Here is a 16,744-nt window from a genome sequence, read left to right as displayed (position 1 = left end):
GGTCAGGCGCTTTCCAGTTGCACGAGCGGGATGCGTTCGAATTCCTGTTTCAGCCGTGGCTGCTCGATGCGCTGTTGCCACGGGTCCTGCTCCAGCGACAGGGCGTACTGCAGGCGCGCGTTGAGCGCCTTGCGGTTCTCCGCATCCTCCAGCACGGCCTTCTTGATGTGCTCCATGCCCACGCGCTGCAGGTAGTGCACGGTGCGCTCCAGGTAGAAGGCTTCCTCGCGGTACAGCTGGAGGAAGGCGCCGCTGTACTCGCGCACCTCGTCCGAGGTCTTGAGCTTGACGAAGAACTCCGCCACCTCGGTCTTGATGCCGCCGTTGCCGCCGATATACAGCTCCCAGCCGGAGTCGACGCCGATGATGCCGATGTCCTTGATGCCGGCCTCGGCGCAGTTGCGCGGGCAGCCGGAGACGGCGAGCTTGACCTTGTGCGGCGACCACATGTTGAACAGGTCGTGCTCCAGGTCGATGCCCAGCTGCGTCGAGTTCTGCGTGCCGAAGCGGCAGAACTCGCTGCCCACGCAGGTCTTCACGGTGCGGATGGACTTGCCGTAGGCGTGCCCGGAGGGCATGTCGAGGTCCTTCCAGATCGCCGGCAGGTCTTCCTTCTTCACCCCCAGCAGGTCGATGCGCTGGCCGCCGGTGACCTTGACCATGGGCACCTGGTACTTGTCGGCGACGTCGGCGATGCGCCGCAGCTCGGCCGGGTTGGTCACGCCGCCCCACATGCGCGGCACCACCGAGTAGGTGCCGTCCTTCTGGATGTTGGCGTGGGCGCGTTCGTTGATCAGGCGCGACTGCGCGTCGTCCTTCGCCTCGCCCGGCCAGGTGGAGATCAGGTAGTAGTTCAGCGCCGGGCGGCAGGTGGCGCAGCCGTTGGGCGTGCTCCAGTCCATGAAGCGCATGGCCTCGGCCATGGAGGTCAGGTGGTGTTCGCGGATGGCCTTGCGCACCTGGCCGTGGTTGAGTTCGCTGCAGCCGCAGATGGCCTTCTCGCTCTTGGGCTTGACGTCCGCCGCGCCGCCCACGGTGCTGATCAGGATCTGCTCCACTAGGCCGGCGCAGGAGCCGCAGCTGCTGGCCGCCTTGGTGTGCTTCTTCACCTCGTCGACGCTGAACAGGCCGTTCTCCTGGATGGCTTTGACTATGGTGCCCTTGCACACGCCGTTGCAGCCGCACACCTCGGCGCTGTCGGGCATGCTCGCGGCGCTGCTCTGGCCCTGGTGGCCGGCGTCGCCCAGGCTGCTTTCGCCGAACATCAGGTGGTCGCGAATCTGCGCCACGTTGTGGTTCTCGCGGATCTGCCGGAAGTACCAGCCGCCGTCGGCGGTGTCGCCGTACAGGCAGGCGCCGACCAGGACGTCGTCCTTGATCACCAGTTTCTTGTAGACGCCGCCGATGGGGTCGGAGAGGGTGATGGTCTCGGTGCCTTCGCCGCCCATGAAGTCGCCGGCGGAGAACAGGTCGATGCCGGTGACCTTGAGCTTGGTCGAGACCACCGAGCCCTTGTAGCTGGCGAAGCCGAACTGGGCCAGGTGGTTGGCGCAGACCTTGGCCTGCTCGAACAGCGGCGCCACCAGGCCGTAGGCGATGCCGCGGTGGCTGGCGCACTCGCCGATGGCGTAGATGCGCGGGTCGTAGGTCTGCAGGGTGTCGTTGACCAGGATGCCGCGGTTGCAGGGGATGCCGGATTTTTCCGCCAGCTCGGTGTTGGGGCGGATGCCGGCGGCCATCACCACCAGGTCGGCGGCCACCACGTCGCCGTCCTTGAACTGCACGGCGCAGACGCGGCCGTCGCCGTTGTCCACCAGCTCGTCGGTGACGGTGTTCAGGCGGAAGCGGATGCCGCGCGCCTCCAGGGCCGATTGCAGCAGCTTGCCGGCGGTGCGGTCGAGCTGGCGCTCCAGCAGCCAGTCGGCGAGGTGCACCACGGTGACGTCCATGCCGCGCTGCTTGAGGCCGTTGGCCGCTTCCAGGCCGAGCAGGCCGCCGCCGATGACCACCGCGTGGCTGTGGCTTTTCGCGGTGTCGATCATGGCCTGGGTGTCGGCGATGTCGCGGTAGCCGATCACGCCCTCCAGGCGGTTGCCCGGCACCGGCAGGATGAAGGGGTTGGAGCCGGTGGCGATGACCAGGCGGTCGTACTCGGCCTCGCTGCCGTCGGCGGCGTAGACCTTGCGCAGGCGGCGGTCGATCTTCACCACCTTGCGGTCGAGCAGCAGGCGGATGCCGTTGTCGGCGTACCAGTTGAGGTCGTTGAGGACGATGTCCTCGAAGGTCTGCTCCCCGGCCAGCACCGGCGAGAGCAGGATGCGGTTGTAGTTGGGGTGGGGCTCGGCGCCGAACACGGTGATCTCGTAGAGGTCCGGGGCGATCTTCAGCAGTTCCTCGAGGGTGCGGATGCCGGCCATGCCGTTGCCGATCAGGACGAGCTTGAGCTTCTTCATGCAAGGGCTCCTGGTATCACGGAAAACAAAAAAGGCGTCCCGCCGGTTGCCCGGCGAGGACGCCTTTGTCCAAGTCCCGATCGATCGGGAAGTGCGAGCCTCTTCGTTGAGGGACGCGCTTTTGTAGATTGTTGCCAGTGCTCTTGCAGGTGCCGTGCCAGGTCGTCGGAGCGCGGATTCAGCGGGGTTTCGCGGTGCTGCCGGGGTTTTCCTGCACCGTGATGAGGCGGGCGGGTTCGAACTGGTGCGCGCTCAGTGGCGCAGCAGCCAGGCCAGCAACGCCAGGTTGAGCAGCAGCGAGGCCAGCGCCAGGCCGCGCCAGAAGCGCAGCGGCTCGCGTTCCAGCAGCGGCCGCGGGCGGCTGGCCAGGCCGGCCTGGCGTTCGCCCTGTTCCAGCGCCAGCAGGGCTTGCTCGGCGGTCTCGAAGCGTTGCGCCGGGTCGGCGGCCACGGCGCGCAGCAGCCAGGCGTCGAGCCAGGCCGGCAGGTCGGGGCGGTAGCGGCTGGCCGGCGTCGGGCTGCCGAAGCGCGGGTGCTGGAAGGCTTCGATTTCGCCGTAGGGGTAGCGCTCGCAGAGCAGGCGGTAGAGGGTGACGCCGGCGGCGTAGAGGTCCTGGCGCGGCTCCGGGGCGGCGCTCTGGAAGCTTTCCGGGGCCAGGTAGGAGGGCGTGCCGGGCAACTGGTGGGCTTCGTCGCCGGACAGGCCCGGGCAGTAGGCCAGGCCGAAGTCCAGCAGGCGCAGCTCGCCGTCCTCGCCCAGGTGCAGGTTCTCCGGCTTGACGTCGCGGTGCAGGATGTTGCGCCGATGCAACTGGCCGAGGGCATGCAACAGGCGTGGCGCCAGGGATTGCCATTGGGCCAGCGGCAGGGGCCCCTGGCGCTGGCGTTCGGCCAGGGTCTGCCCGGGGTATTCGCGCATCACGTAGTACAGGTGCTGACGCTGCGGCAGGCCGTGCAGCTCGGGGAAGTGGCGGCCCTGCACGCGGCGCAGGAACCATTCCTCCAGCAGCAGGGCCTGGCTGGCCCGTGGTTCGTCGTGCAGTGCAGGCGGCAGCGTCTTCAGCAGCCAGGGGCGTTGCTGGGCGTCGCGCACGCGGTAGATCAGCGATTGCCGCGACTGCGCCAGGCGGCCTTCGACCTGCCAGCCCTCGAACATCTGGCCTTGGCGCAGTTCCGGCGGCAGCGGCCAGTGCTCCAGCTGCGCCAGGGTGTCGCCCAGGCCGCTGGCGGGCAGGGCGTCGATGCGCACCAGCAGGGCGCTGGCGTTGTCCTGGCTGCCGGCCAGGTGCGCGGCCTTGACCAGGGCTTCGGCGGCGCCCCGCGGTTCGCGGGCGTCGGCAAGGATGCGGCGGATGCCGGCATCGCCCAGGGTGGCCCAGACGCCGTCGCTGGCCAGCAGGAAGCTCTCGCCCTCCTGCAGCTCGCCGTCGCGGTAGTCCACCACCAGGTGCTGGTCCAGGCCCAGGGCGCGCTTGAGCACGTGCTGCATGCCCGGCTGTTCCCAGACGTGGTCCTGGGTCAGGCATTCCAGATCGCCGTCGCGCCAGCGGTACAGGCGGCAGTCGCCGACGTGGGCGAGGGTGAAGCGCCGGCCGCGCAGGACCAGCGCGGTGAGGGTGGTGAGCAGCGGCTGGCCGCCGCCGTTGGCCTGCAGCCAGCGGTTCTGCGAGAGCAGCAGGCGGTCCAGGGCCTGGGCGATGGCCCAGGTCTCCGGGGTGGCGTAGTAGTCGCTGGCCAGCGCCTGCACGGTCAGGCACGCGGCCAGGCCGCCGTCGGCGCACTGGCTGACGCCGTCGGCCAGGGCGAACAGGTGGCCCTTGCTGGCGGCCAGGTCGGCGGGCGGGGTGACCACCCGCAGGGCATCCTGGTTTTCCGTGCGCGGGCCGGTGGCGCTGGCCTGGGCGATGGTCAGTTGCAAAGTCATGGGGGTTGCGTGCTCTTCGTAGGAGCGAGCTTGCTCGCGAAGGGGGTTGATTCCCGATCTGCCGTAATAATCGTGGACAGAGTCCGCTCCTACACCTTCCGGCAACGTCCCGTAGGATGGTGTTGAGCGAAGCGATACCCATCGCCATGACAGCATGGGTATCGCAAGCTCAACCCATCCTACGAAAGCCCCCCGGTGCAGTCGGCAAGACAGTCGCTCCTAGGTTCCAGGGAAGCACGGGCGTAGGAGCGGACTCCGTCCGCGATCGGATTCAGCGACCGCGTCGACCGCCCCTGTCAAACCCGCGCCGCAGTCACCGCAGCACTGCCCCAGGTAGTACGCCAGCGCCGCTTCACCCCATGCAGGCCGAACCAGGCCAGCACGCCGAGAGCGGCGAACAGCCACAGGCCCAACTGGTAGTCGCCGCTGGCCTGCTTGATGGCGCCCAGGCCCGCGGTCAGGCAGAAGCCGCCGATGCCGCCGGCCATGCCGATCAGCCCGGTCATCACCCCGATGCTCTGGCGGAAGCGCTGCGGCACCAGCTGGAACACCGCGCCGTTGCCGGCGCCCAGGCTGAGCATGGCGGCCACGAACAGGCCCAGGGCGGCCACCGCGTTGGGCAGGTGGAAGCCGACCGCGGCGATGCACACCGAGGCCACCGTGTACATCGCCAGCAGGCTGCGGATGCCGCCGATGCGGTCGGCCAGGGCGCCGCCCAGCGGGCGCATCAGGCTGCCGGCGAAGACGCAGGCGGCGGTGTAGTAGCCGGCGGTGACCGGGTCCAGGCCGTACTGGTCGTGGAAGTAGCCGGGCAGGGTGGCGGCCAGGCCGAGGAAGCCGCCGAAGGTCACGCTGTAGAAGAACATGAACCACCAGCTGTCGCGGTCGCCCAGGGCCTTGAGGTAGTCGCCCAGGGATTTCGGCGCCGGCCGCTCGGGGGCGTTGCGGGCGAGCAGGGCGAATACCGCCAGGGTCAGCAGCAGCGGGATCAGGGCGAAGCCGAAGACGTTCTGCCAGCCAAAGGCCGCCGCCAGCACCGGGGCGAACAGGGCGGCGAACACGGTGCCGGAATTGCCCGCGCCGGCGATGCCCATGGCCTTGCCCTGGTGCTGCGGCGGGTACCACTGCGAGGCCAGCGGCAGGGCCACGGCGAAGGAGGCGCCGGCCATGCCCAGCAGCACGCCGAACAACAGCGCCTGCTCCAGGTTGTGGATGCCCAGGCTCCAGGCCCCGGCGAGGCTGGCGATGACGATCACCTGGCCGAACAGGCCGGCGCGCTTGGGCGACCAGCGGTCGGCCAGCAGGCCCATGACGAAGCGCAGCAGCGCGCCGGAGAGGATCGGCGTTGCGACCATCAGGGCGCGCTGCTGGGTGGTCAGCTGCAGGTCGGCGGCGATCTGCACGGCCAGCGGGCCGAGCAGGTACCAGACCATGAAGCTCAGGTCGAAGTAGAGGAAGGCGGCGAACAGCGTCGGCGCGTGGCCGGCTTTCCAGAAGCTGGTGTTCATGGAGGGTACCTCGTCAGCAACGGTAGAGGGGGTCGTGGCGCCGCCGTCAGCGGCGGTCGCGCGTCTCGTTCAGGTCCCGCACACCCCTGCGCCGGGGTGAAACGAAAAAGGCGCCGCTCCGCGCGCTACCCCAGGGGGCAGGTGCGGATGCGACGCCTTTGTCGTGTGAATGGGGGATCGCCGTTGATCGCCACCGCAGGTGCCACAGCAAGGGCCGGGCCAACCGCGCAGGTGACGTGGAATCGGCTACCTGGCCGGCGAAACCGGCCCATGGGCGAACCAGAAAGGGGCGCCGGGGCGGGCCCGGTGCCCGCCGATGGGGCGCTTCAGTCCACCCGGTTGACCGCCGGGAAGGCCGCCTTCATGGCCTCGGGCATGGGCACCACCTTGCGCTGGCGGTAGTCGAAGAACACGAAGCCGGATTTGGCCATGGCCACCAGGGTGGCGTCGGCCGGGCGGGTGATGCGGAAGATGATGTCGCCGCCGTACCTGTTGAAGTCCATCACGCCCACCTCGAACAGCAGGCGGTCGCGGGCGTGGGCCTCGGCGCGGTAGGTGGTGGCCAGGTCGGTGACGATGATGCCGACGCCGTCCGCGCCGACGCCCTCGCTGATGCCGAAGTCGAACAGGAAGCGCGCGCGGGCCTCGGAGATCATCGAGATCATGGAGTCGTTGCCCAGGTGGCGGGCGCCGTTGATGTCGGTGACGCGGACGGTCAGCTGGGTCTGGTAGCAGAACAGTTCCTCGGGGAACTGCAGGTCGAGGCGGGCCATGGGTACCTTGCGCGAAGCGGTGGATGAGGGGGCCGATTCTAGGCCCTGGCGGCCCGCCCGGGCAGCCTGCCGGTGGGCGATTTCAGCGGTGGGCGATGTTGATGTGGTAGAAGGTCACCCGCGCGCCCTCGTCGTTGGGGCCGTAGTTGTCGGCGATGTAGGCGCCGGCCTTGAAGTACAGCAACTGTTTCGACCAGGTGCTGCTGAGCGCCTTGCTGTAGTAGTTCTCCGCGCCGTCGGCGCTGCGCGCGCGGATGCCCAGGTTGCCCGAGGAGGTGACGCGCAGGCTGTAGGTGACGCGCTCGCCCAGCTGCACGCCGTTGAGCAGGGGCACGTTGACCACCGCGGAGTCGTCGGGGTGGTTGCGCACCAGGGCCTCGATGCGCCCGCTCTCCTGGCCGGGGATGTAGTGGTACTGCAGCTTGACCAGCGGCTCGCCGTCGTTGCTGTAGGGCGACTTGCTGTGGATCTGGCCGATGATCACCTTGTTCTTCGACGGCACCTGTTCCACCGTCAGGGTGGCGCGCAGCTCGTTGTCGGCGGCGCGGTAGTACCAGTTGTAGATGGAGCCGTCGGGCAGCGTCTCGCGCAGTTCGCTGCGCGGGAACACGCTGTCGGAGGTGTGCGAGCCGGTGACCGGCACCCAGAAGGTCATCCGTGCGCTGTTGCGGGTGAAGAAGTGGCTCTGGTAGCCGCGGGCGATCTGCTGGGTGGTGACCTCGGTGGGCCTGGGGTCGGTGGGAACGCTGAGGTTCCAGGTACTGATGTCGAGCATGGGTGCCTCTGCTGGGCCGGCGTGCCGGCGCTGACGGGTGGGCGTCCGGGGGCCTGGCCAGGCGCGCCCACTGCGGGCTTCCGCGCAGGCGGCGGAAGCGGGTCCTGGCCCCGCCATGGCGGCGGGGCGGCGGCAGCATAGGCCGCTTCGCTCGCGGGCTGGGCCAGCAGTGGCGCTGGCGCGATGATCGCGCGGTGCCGCCGCTGGCCACTGGCCGCGGCTCAGTGGCCCAGCATCTCGTGCATCGCGATGATCTGCTCGGCGACCTGCACCAGCTTCTGCTGGCGGCTCATGGCCTGGCGGCGCATCAGGGTGTAGGCCTCTTCCTCGGGGCAGCCCTTCATCTTCATCAGCAGCCCCTTGGCCAGTTCGATGCGCTTGCGTTCCACCAGTTGCTGCTCGCGGGCCTGCAGCTGGGCGCGCAGGGCCTGGTCGCTCTCGAAGCGGGCCATGGCCACTTCGAGGATCGGCTGCAGGCGCTCGGCCTGGATGCCTTCGACGATGTAGGCGCTGACCCCCGAGCGGATGGCCTGGCGCATCACCTGGGGGTCGTGCTCGTCGGTGAACAGGACGATGGGGCGGGGCTGGTCGCGGCTCACCAGCACCACCTGCTCCAGCACGTCGCGGCCGGGCGAGGCGCTGTCGATGAGGATCACGTCCGGGTGCAGGGCCTGGACCCGCGCCGGCAGGTCGACGCTCAGGCCGGATTCGTCGAGCACTTCGAAACCGGCCTCGACCAGTGCGGCGCGCAGGCGCCCGACCTTGCTGGCGGTGTCGTTGATCAGCAGGATGCGCAGCATCTTCGCAGCTCCCTCAGGCGTCGTTCAGGGCGTGCAGGGCGAAGCCGCGGGCGTAGCCGGCGGGGTCCGTGCCATCCCAGGGCTTGCCGTCGAGCAGCGTCGAACTGCGCAGGCCGCGCTCGTCCACGGCGATGCCCTGGGCCTGGGCGGCTTCGCGGTACAGCGCCTGCTGCTGCACCTGCCCGGCGATGGCGAGGTAGTCCGGCTCACCGCGCAGCAGGCCCCAGCGGCGGAACTGGGTGATGAACCACAGGCCGTCGGACAGCCAGGGCTGGTTGGCCCGCCCGGCGTCGTGGAAGCGCAGCGGGTGGGCGTCCTTCCAGGCGTGGCCGAGGCCGTCCTGGTAGTGGCCGAGCAGGCGCGGCTCGATGCTCGACAGGGGCGCGTCGAGGTAGTCGCTGCCGCTGATCAGTTGGGCGGTGCCGCGCAGGTTCGCCTCGCTGGCCTCGATGAAGCGGCTGGCGTCGAGCAGGGCCATGACCAGGGCACGGGCGGCGTTGGGGCATTCCTCGACGAAGGCACGGGTGGCGCCGAGGACCTTTTCCGGGTGGTCCGGCCAGATGGACTGGCTGGTGGCGACGGTGAAGCCCATGCCTTCGTCGATGGCCAGGGCGCCCCAGGGCCCGCCGGCGCAGAAGCCGTCGATGCGCCCGGCGCGCAGGTGCTCGACCATCTGCGCCGGCGGCACCACCAGGGTGTCGACGTCGCGCAGCGGGTGGATGCCCAGGCTGGCCAGCCAGTAGTAGAGCCACAGAGCGTGGGTGCCGGTGGGGAAGGTGTGCGCCAGGGTCAGCCGCGCGCCCTGGTCCAGGACCAGCCGGCGCAGGGCATCGGCGCTGGTCACGCCGTCGCGCTGCAGGGCGGCGGAGAGGTTGATCGCCTGGCCGTTCCGGCACAGGCCCATGAGCACCGCCATGTCGGTGGCCGGCACCCCGCCGATGCCCAGCTGCACGCCGTAGACCAGCCCGTACAGGCAGTGGGCGGCATCCAACTGGCCGCCGAGCAGGCCGTCGCGGAGCATGGCCCAGGAGCCCTGGCGGTGCAGGTTGAGCGTCAGCCCGTAGGGCTGGGCGAAGCCCTGGGTGGCCGCGACTATCAGCGAGGCGGCGTCGCTCAGGGCCATGAAGCCCAGGTCGAGCACGCTCTTTTCTGGTGCATCGGAGCCCGCGACCCAGGCCAGTGGGTGTAGTTCGGCGGTCATGTCGGTCATCGCTACCTCGGGGCAAAAAGGCGCCGCTTCGCCCCGCGCCAGGCGGGCGGGCGAAGGAACGCCGATGTCGGTGGACGACCCGCCGTTGGGCCGTGCCGCAGAAGCTCTAGCAAGGGCAGTGCCAGGGGCAAGGACAGCGCCAGGCGATCGCCAGGGCATAAAGAAGCCCCGCCGGACGGCGGGGCTGGGAGGCAGGGAGCAATCCTCGAGAGGCTACAACTGGCACGGGCCCGGCCGCGGATGCCGGCGGGGCCTGTCTTTCACCTTAGTCACCCGGCCGTGGAGCGCAATGTTCAATAGGTACTAGGCCCAAAGTCCTGGATGGCACCTGGCCACGCCTCTTCGCGGGGCGTGGCGGTGGCCGCTCAGCGCGCCTGGATCTGCTCTATCCACGGCTCCAGGCGTTGGCCGAAGGCCACCTCGGCGCCGAAGGGCTGCGGCTGCTCCTGGGCCGCGCGCTGTTCGGCGCGCGGGGCCAGGCCCTCCAGTTCGTCGTGCCAGCGCTGCGGCACGTTGAGCGCGCGCACGCCCTCGGTGCTGGCGCTGCCACCCAGGGCCCAGGCGCGGTTGCGGTACAGCGAGATGGGCCGTACCTGGCCGTGGACGATGGCGTAGTGCTGGCGGTCCGGGTACTGCTGGCGCAGGGCCTGCAGGTCGGTGCCGGCGTCGGCCAGGAACAGCCGGCTGGCGCGCTGTTCCTCGTTGTCCAGGGCGCTGCGCTGGAAGTCGCGCTCGCTCTTCAGGTGCACGTCGTCGGGGCTTGCGGCCAGGCGTTTTTCCGCCTGGGCCAGGCGCTCGCGGGCCAGGGCCAGCTCGCGCTGGTACAGCGGGCCGTCCAGTTCCAGCACCAGCAGGGCGTCGCGGGCCTGCTGGCGGTCGAAGGCCAGGGCGCTGTCGCGGTCGACCTTGTCCGGCACCCGGAAGCCCAGCGCGCGCATGGTCTCCAGCGGGATGCGCGGGGCCCAGGCGGCATTGGCCTCGTCGCCGGGGATGCGCCACAGCAGGCGCAGGCTCACGCCGCTGTTCTCGCGGTGCCAGTCGCTGTTGCGCTGCAGCTCGCGCTCGCTGAGGCTCAGGCGGCTGTCCGGCTCGCCGCTGCGGTTCCAGGCCGCGGCGCCAAGGGCGGCGGCGTTGCTCAGCAGGATCAGGCCCAGCCCCAGCAGCAGGCCGTGGTTGCGGGTGATGTTCATCACAGGCGTCCTCCCAGCAGGCCGTGGGCGTTGCGCAGGTAGCGCAGGAACAGCAGGATCAGCACCGCCGCCACGCCCAGGGCGAGGAAGAACAGGTACTTGGGCAGCACCTCCCACCACCAGTCGTAGAACTTGGTGAAGAGGAAGATGACGAAGAACGCCAGCCCCGTGTTGACCACCTCCGGCCACTCGCGGTGCGCGCCCAGCCAGATGGCCGCGGCGGCGCAGACGAAGCCGAGCACCTGGTACAGCCCCTCGATGCGGTGCGGGGCGAAGGGCAGGTAGCTGCCGTTGCCCCAGTTGGCCAGCACCAGCATGGGCACGAACAGCGCCAGCAGGCCGAACACCCGGTACAGCGCGGCGAAGCCGTCGAAGCGGCGCTGCTCGAATACCAGCGGCACTAGGAACACCAGCACGGCGGCGGGGAAGAAGTTCTCCGGGCGCTCGCCCGCGTCCAGCCAGTAGACGCCGCCCCAGGTGCCGAAGCGCGCGGCGACGAAGCCCATCAGGCAGAGTAGCCCGGCGCCCAGCAGCAGCCGCGCGTCGCACAGGTAGGCCAGCAGCAGGGCGTAGGCCGCCCAGGGCAGCAGGGCGCGCTCGGACGGGGTGATGTTGAAGATCTGCCCGAGCATGCTGATGTTCAGCACCAGCGCGGCGAAGGCCAGCATGGCCGCCAGCTTGGCGAAGTAGCCGGAAGCGTCGCGGCGTTGCAGCCAGAAGGTGGCCAGCAGGGTGATCGCCGAGGCGCCGACGAGGATGCCCACCTGCACGGCTTCGCCGAACAGGCCCCAGAACTGGTAGAAGAGGAAGAACAGGCTGGCGGCCAGGGCCAGCGCGCCGAGGAAGGAGGCGATGCGCATGCCCAGGGACAGGCGGCTGTCCTGGCTGTCGCGGTCGATGTCGAACTGCTCGCGGTATTCGTCCAGCAGGCGCAGGTGGTGCGCCTGCAGGCCCTCGCGCTGGGCCGCGTCCAGGCTCAGCGCGCCTTCCTCGCCCAGGCGCTGCAGCTCGCGGGTGAAGGCGTGGATGTCATCGACGCGCTGCTGGGCGTCGTGATGGCTGAGCGTGGGCATGGCGCACCTCGTAGGAGCAACTGTCTTGCCGACTTCACCGAAGCGCTTTTCGTAGGATGGGTTGAGCGAAGCGATACCCATCATCACGGCAGCATGGGTTTCGCAGGCTCAACCTATCCTACGAGTGCGTTCATCCCGTGGAGTAGGGCCGGTCATCTTTCCACTCTAGCGACTCCCGCAGCGGCTCTCCACTGCGGCGCTCAGCCGCGGCCGGGCCGGGCGCGCCAGTCGAAAGTCGGTGTCGGCCGGCGCGCGGCCCGCGGCAGACTGCGCGGACCATCCACCCCATCGGAGTCGCCCATGTCGCACCTGCTGTCCTTCGCCAAGGGCGCGCTGGCCATGTTCTGGCTGGCCGCCGCGGTCAACCTGCTATACCCGTTCGGCGAGCTGTACCGCCCGCTGCTGTTGCTCTCGGTCGTGCTGTTGGCGCTGCACGCCGGCGAGGTGCTGCTGCTGGGCCGGCGCCTGAAGGCGCGCCGGCAACCCTGGCTGGAACGCCTGCAGGTACTGTTCTTCGGCGTGCTGCACCTGCCCGCGCTGCGGGTAAATCCGTGATTTACATAAGCTTTACCCTGTAGCTGGGCACCGCCGACGGGGTGCCGGGTCTGATCCTACAAGCCGCTGATTCGAAGCGGATGCCGATCAGGAGTTAGCCATGCGTCGCCTTCTCGTTGCCCTGCTGTTGTTCCTGCCGCTGTCCGGCTGCGTGGTCTACGAACACGACCACGGCGGCTGGCGCGGCGGCCATCGCTACTACGCGCCTCCGCCGCCGCCGGTGCGCTACGCCCCGGCCCCCGGCTACTACTGGCATCGCTGATGCCCCTGCTGACGGCACCTTCGGGTGCCGTCAGTCGTTCTGCGCCGGGCCTTCGATGGGCCGACCGTCGACCTGCAGCAACAGCTCGACGAATGCCTGCGCCGCCGGCGACAGGCTGCGGCTGGCGTGGCGCACCAGGCCGTAGGCCGAGCCGCGCAGCGCGGCGTCGCCGGCCTGGCGCGGCCAGGGCAGGGTGGCCAGGCGCCCGGCGGCGACGTCGGCGGCCACCACGTCGGCCACCGCCAGGCACAGCACGTCGCTGCCGCGCACCAGTTCCTTGAGCATCAGCACGTCGTCGCACTGCACGTCCAGCGGTTGCTCGCGGCCCAGGCTGCGGGCCAGGCGCTGGTGGGCGTCGCGCGGCAGGCGCGGGCCTGCCAGCGGGTAGTCGCGCAGGTCGTCGATGGCCAGGCGCCCGCGCGCCAGCAGCGGGTGGCCGGGGCGGCAGAACAGCAGGCTGTCGTGCTCGCTCAGCGGCTGGATGTCCAGGCGCGGGTCGCCCTGCAGTTCGCGGCAGTCGGCGACGAACAGTTCCAACTCGTCGTCCAGCAGGCGCCGGTGCAGCAGCTGCCAGTTCTCGATGGCCAGCGCCACGCTGACCCGCGGGTGGGCCCGGCTGAAGGCCGCGAGGGTCTGCGGCAGCAGGCGCGCAGCGGGGAAGGGGCCGGCGCCCAGGCGCAGTTCGCCGGCCTCCAGGTTGCCCAGCTGGCTCACCGCGTTGTCCAGCGCGCGGCTGCCGGCCAGCAGGCGGCGGGCGTGTTCCAGCACCAGCCGGCCGTGGGCTGTCAGGCTGATGCCGCGCGGGTTGCGGTCCAGCAGGCGGCAGTCGAGCTGGCTTTCCAGGGCCTGGATGCTGCGCGAGAGCGCCGGCTGGCTGAGGTTCACCGCTTCGGCGGCGCGGGCGAAGTGGCCGTGTTCGGCGAGGGCGACGAAATGGCGGAGCTGGCGCAGGTCGGTCATGCTTGGCTTGCATCAGTATTGGTAAAGGAATGCATTGGAATTATTGCCATGCCTGCCGGCATAGTGCCAGGCATTCCCATAACAAGAACCGGAGTTTTCCATGCTGCGCCTTTCCGCCGCCGTCCTGCTGGCCGGCCTGTCGCCCGTGCTGCTCGCCGCCGACGACCCCGCCGATGCGCCCAAGCCGCCCAGCGCCTTCACCGTGGCCCTGCAGCAGAAGGTGCGCGAGGCGCTGCCGTTCAACGACCGCGCCGACTTCGCGCGGGTCGAGCAGGGCCTGATCAAGCGCCCGGAGCAGTTGGTGATCCGTAACGAGGACGGCAGCGTGGCCTGGCAACTGGGCGGCTTCGGCTTCCTCGATGCAGGCCAGGACATCGACAGCATCAACCCCAGCCTGCAGCGCCAGGCCCTGCTCAACCTCAAGTACGGGCTGTACAAGGTCGCCGACGGCATCTACCAGGTGCGCGGCTTCGACCTGGCCAACATCACCTTCGTCCAGGGCGACAGCGGCTGGATCATCATCGACACCCTGACCACCCCGGCCACTTCCAGGGCGGCCTACGCCCTGGTCAGCCAGGAGCTGGGGCAGAAGCCGATCAAGGCGATCATCTACAGCCACGCCCACGTCGACCACTTCGGCGGGGTGAAGGGCCTGGTGAGCCAGGAACAGGTGGACAAGGGCGAGGTGCAGATCATCGCGCCCAAGGGCTTCATGGAGTCGGCGATCAAGGAGAACGTGCTGGCCGGCAACGCCATGCTGCGCCGCGCCACCTACCAGTACGGCACCGAGTTGCCCCAGGGCCCGCGCGGGCTGGTGGACATGGCCATCGGCAAGGCCGTCGCCCACGGGCCGATGAGCCTGATCGCGCCGACCCGGCTGGTCGAGAAGGACGACGAGCAGCTGCGCATCGATGGCGTCGACTTCGTCTTCCAGAACACCCCCGGCACCGAGTCGCCCTCGGAGATGAACGTCTGGCTGCCGAAGCAGAAGGCCCTGCTGATGGCCGAGAACGTCACCGGCACCCTGCACAACCTCTACACCCTGCGCGGCGCCGAGACCCGCGATGCGCTGGGCTGGAGCAAGTACATCAACGAGGCGCTGCACCGCTACGGCAACCAGGCCGAGGTGATGTTCGCCGTGCACAACTGGCCGCGCTGGGGGCATGAGGACATCGTCCGCACCCTGGAGAAGCAGCGCGACCTCTACGGCTACCTCAACGACCAGAGTCTGCACCTGGCCAACCAGGGCGTGACCATCAACCAGATCCACGAGCGCTTCCAACTGCCGCCGGAGCTGGCCAACGAGTGGTACAACCGCGGCTACCACGGCTCGGTCAGCCACAACGTGCGCGCGGTGGTGAACAAGTACCTGGGCTACTACGACGGCAACCCGGCCACCCTCAACCCGCTGGCGCCGGAGGATTCGGCGAAGAAGTACGTGGCGTTCATGGGCGGCGCCGAGCACGTGCTGCAGATGGCGCAGAAGTCCTTCGACCAGGGCGAGTACCGCTGGGTGGTGGAGGTGGTCAACAAGCTGGTCTTCGCCGAGCCGGACAACCAGGCCGCCCGCCGCCTGCAGGCCGACGCCCTGGAGCAGTTGGGCTACCAGGCGGAGAACGCCGGCTGGCGCAACAGCTACCTGGCCGCGGCGGACGAGCTGCGCCACGGTGTGCCGCGCGACCTGCCGTCGCTGAAGACCTCCAGCGCCGATGCCCTGGCCGCCATGGACACCGGCCTGCTGTTCGACTACCTGGGCGTGCGCCTGAACGCCGGCGAGGCCGAGGGCGAGGACTTCGCCATCAACCTGGTGCTGCCGGACATCGGCCAGGAATACCTGCTGGAGCTGAAGAACTCGCACCTGAACAACATCCGCGGCGTGCACAGCGAGGACGCCGGGCAGACGGTGACCATCGACCGCGCCGACCTCAACCGCCTGCTGCTCAAGGAGGCCAACCCGGTGGTGCTGATCGCCCAGGGCAAGCTGAGGAGCTCGGGCAACCCGCTGTTGCTGGCCAAGCTGTTCGGGATGCTGGATGACTTCGAGTTCTGGTTCGATATCGCCACGCCGGGGAAGCGGGAGGGGTGATGCGGGAAGACGTACCCTCGTAGGATGGGTTGAGCGAAGCGATACCCATCACCAGGGTCCGATGGGTATCGCAAGCTCAACCCATCCTACGCAGAGCATCGCGGCGCAGGCGGCGGGCCAGTTGTTCACTCCCGAAAGAGCGCCCTCTCCCCAGCCCTCTCCCGCAAGCGGGAGAGGGGGCCGTTCGGAGTGGGGGATAGTTCAGCGTCAGCCGGCGAGTTCGCAGGGCGGATAACCGTTCGCGGTTACCCGCCGCATTTCGGCGCCCCTACAAGCACGGCATTTCCCCGTAGGAGCGGACCTTGTCCGCGATGGTCGGAACCACCGGCGCGATTCGCGGATAAGATCCGCTCCTACGCCGCCCCACCCGCGGTGTTCCCTTGTAGGAGCGCGCCCTGCGCGCGATATCACGGGCAGGGCCCGCTCCTACAATGTTCCGTTCAATAGGCCACGGTGAAGCGCTGGCGGTGGTGGGCGGGGCGTTCCGCTTCGTCGAGCATGGCCACGGCCAGGTCGGGGAGGGAGATGCGGCTTTCGCCTTTGGCGTCGAACAGCACCTGGTCGCCGCCGATGCGGAAGCTGCCGGTGCGCTGTTCGCCTTCCAGGAGCATGGCCGGGCTGAGGAAGGCCCAGTCCAGGGCCTTTTCGCCGCGCAGCTGTTCGAGGGCGTCGGCGGCGCCCAGGGCGCCCTGTTTCCAGGCTTCGGGGAATTCCGGGCTGTCCACCAGGCGCTGGCCGGGGGCGATTTCCAGGCTGCCGGCGCCGCCGAGCACCAGCAGGCGCTTCACCCCGGCGGCCTTGGCGCCGTCGAGGATGGCCTGGCTGCCGCGGGCGTGGGCGGCGCGGATGTCCGGGTTGCCCCAGCCGGCGTTGAAGGCGCTGATGACCACGTCATGGCCGGCCACCGCCTTGGCCACCTGCGCGGCGTCGTAGACGTCGGCGCGCACGACGGTGAGGCCGGCGCGGTTGGCCAGCCTGGCCGGGTCGCGGACCAGCGCCGTCACCAGCAGGCCGCGGCGCAGCGCTTCTTCCAGGAAATAATGGCCGACATGGCCGGTGGCACCGATCAGGGCGATTTTCATCGTTAAGCTCCAGGGCAAAGGCCGTAGCACGGCGGAATGGCGCCCATGATCGGCCACGCCCTGCGCGGGAAAAACCGGCCGGGCCGCCATGCAC

14 protein-coding genes are annotated in these 16,744 nt (G+C 69.5%); 3 read left to right on the top strand and 11 right to left on the bottom strand.

Features of this window, described 5'->3' with window-relative positions:
• Positions 1 to 2 precede the first annotated feature (2 nt).
• From nirB to IG194_RS01360, 9 genes are all read right to left on the bottom strand, one after another.
• Positions 3 to 2,453 (bottom strand): nitrite reductase large subunit NirB, encoded by a 2,451-nt coding sequence (gene nirB, locus IG194_RS01400; protein ID WP_058490202.1) that lies wholly within the window; start codon positions 2,451 to 2,453, stop codon positions 3 to 5.
• 252 nt (positions 2,454 to 2,705) lie between these two features.
• On the bottom strand, positions 2,706 to 4,376 hold the full coding sequence (locus IG194_RS01395) for a bifunctional protein-serine/threonine kinase/phosphatase (RefSeq protein WP_058490201.1): 1,671 nt from the start codon (positions 4,374 to 4,376) through the stop codon (positions 2,706 to 2,708).
• Between the two features lie 296 nt (positions 4,377 to 4,672).
• On the bottom strand, positions 4,673 to 5,884 hold the full coding sequence (locus tag IG194_RS01390) for a nitrate/nitrite transporter (RefSeq protein ID WP_058490200.1): 1,212 nt from the start codon (positions 5,882 to 5,884) through the stop codon (positions 4,673 to 4,675).
• A gap of 326 nt (positions 5,885 to 6,210) precedes the next feature.
• On the bottom strand, positions 6,211 to 6,657 hold the full coding sequence (locus IG194_RS01385) for a thioesterase family protein (RefSeq protein ID WP_009618742.1): 447 nt from the start codon (positions 6,655 to 6,657) through the stop codon (positions 6,211 to 6,213).
• A gap of 82 nt (positions 6,658 to 6,739) precedes the next feature.
• On the bottom strand, positions 6,740 to 7,432 hold the full coding sequence (locus IG194_RS01380; protein ID WP_058490199.1) for a polysaccharide lyase family 7 protein: 693 nt from the start codon (positions 7,430 to 7,432) through the stop codon (positions 6,740 to 6,742).
• Between the two features lie 221 nt (positions 7,433 to 7,653).
• Positions 7,654 to 8,232, bottom strand: coding sequence for an ANTAR domain-containing response regulator (locus tag IG194_RS01375; RefSeq protein WP_009618744.1), 579 nt, complete (start codon positions 8,230 to 8,232; stop codon positions 7,654 to 7,656).
• A 13-nt stretch (positions 8,233 to 8,245) separates the two neighbouring features.
• Positions 8,246 to 9,442: a CmpA/NrtA family ABC transporter substrate-binding protein gene (locus IG194_RS01370; protein WP_082996398.1), complete on the bottom strand. Its 1,197-nt coding sequence runs from the start codon at positions 9,440 to 9,442 to the stop codon at positions 8,246 to 8,248.
• A 365-nt stretch (positions 9,443 to 9,807) separates the two neighbouring features.
• On the bottom strand, positions 9,808 to 10,632 hold the full coding sequence (locus tag IG194_RS01365) for a DUF4824 family protein (RefSeq protein WP_009618746.1): 825 nt from the start codon (positions 10,630 to 10,632) through the stop codon (positions 9,808 to 9,810).
• On the bottom strand, positions 10,632 to 11,705 hold the full coding sequence (locus IG194_RS01360) for a DUF2157 domain-containing protein (protein ID WP_058490198.1): 1,074 nt from the start codon (positions 11,703 to 11,705) through the stop codon (positions 10,632 to 10,634). Before IG194_RS01360 ends, IG194_RS01365 begins: the two co-directional genes overlap by 1 nt.
• A 300-nt stretch (positions 11,706 to 12,005) precedes the next feature.
• Between IG194_RS01360 and IG194_RS01355 the strand changes: the two genes are divergently transcribed.
• Positions 12,006 to 12,260, top strand: coding sequence for a DUF1145 domain-containing protein (locus IG194_RS01355; RefSeq protein ID WP_058070261.1), 255 nt, complete (start codon positions 12,006 to 12,008; stop codon positions 12,258 to 12,260).
• 100 nt (positions 12,261 to 12,360) lie between these two features.
• Complete coding sequence (locus IG194_RS01350; protein WP_009618749.1) at positions 12,361 to 12,522, top strand: hypothetical protein; 162 nt, start codon at positions 12,361 to 12,363, stop codon at positions 12,520 to 12,522.
• A 30-nt stretch (positions 12,523 to 12,552) separates the two neighbouring features.
• Here the strand turns inward: IG194_RS01350 and IG194_RS01345 are convergent, their stop codons facing one another.
• Entirely contained in the window at positions 12,553 to 13,482 is a 930-nt protein-coding gene (locus tag IG194_RS01345; protein WP_058070262.1) for a LysR family transcriptional regulator, read from the bottom strand.
• A 100-nt stretch (positions 13,483 to 13,582) separates the two neighbouring features.
• Here IG194_RS01345 and IG194_RS01340 point away from each other — a divergent pair, with 100 nt between their 5' ends.
• A complete protein-coding gene (locus tag IG194_RS01340; RefSeq protein ID WP_058490197.1) occupies positions 13,583 to 15,568 on the top strand; it encodes an alkyl/aryl-sulfatase in 1,986 nt (661 codons plus the stop codon).
• Positions 15,569 to 16,008: 440 nt separating this feature from the next.
• On the opposite strand, the gene IG194_RS01335 is transcribed toward IG194_RS01340, so the two are convergent.
• On the bottom strand, positions 16,009 to 16,650 hold the full coding sequence (locus tag IG194_RS01335; protein WP_058490196.1) for an NAD(P)-dependent oxidoreductase: 642 nt from the start codon (positions 16,648 to 16,650) through the stop codon (positions 16,009 to 16,011).
• Between the last annotated feature and the right edge of the window lie 94 nt (positions 16,651 to 16,744).

It is taken from the genome of Pseudomonas sp. ADPe (assembly GCF_014843515.1).
GTDB classification, from domain to species: Bacteria; Pseudomonadota; Gammaproteobacteria; order Pseudomonadales; family Pseudomonadaceae; genus Pseudomonas; species Pseudomonas citronellolis.
The sequence above is the reverse complement of the archived record's forward strand: the minus strand, read 5'-3'. Positions and strand labels throughout refer to the sequence as shown.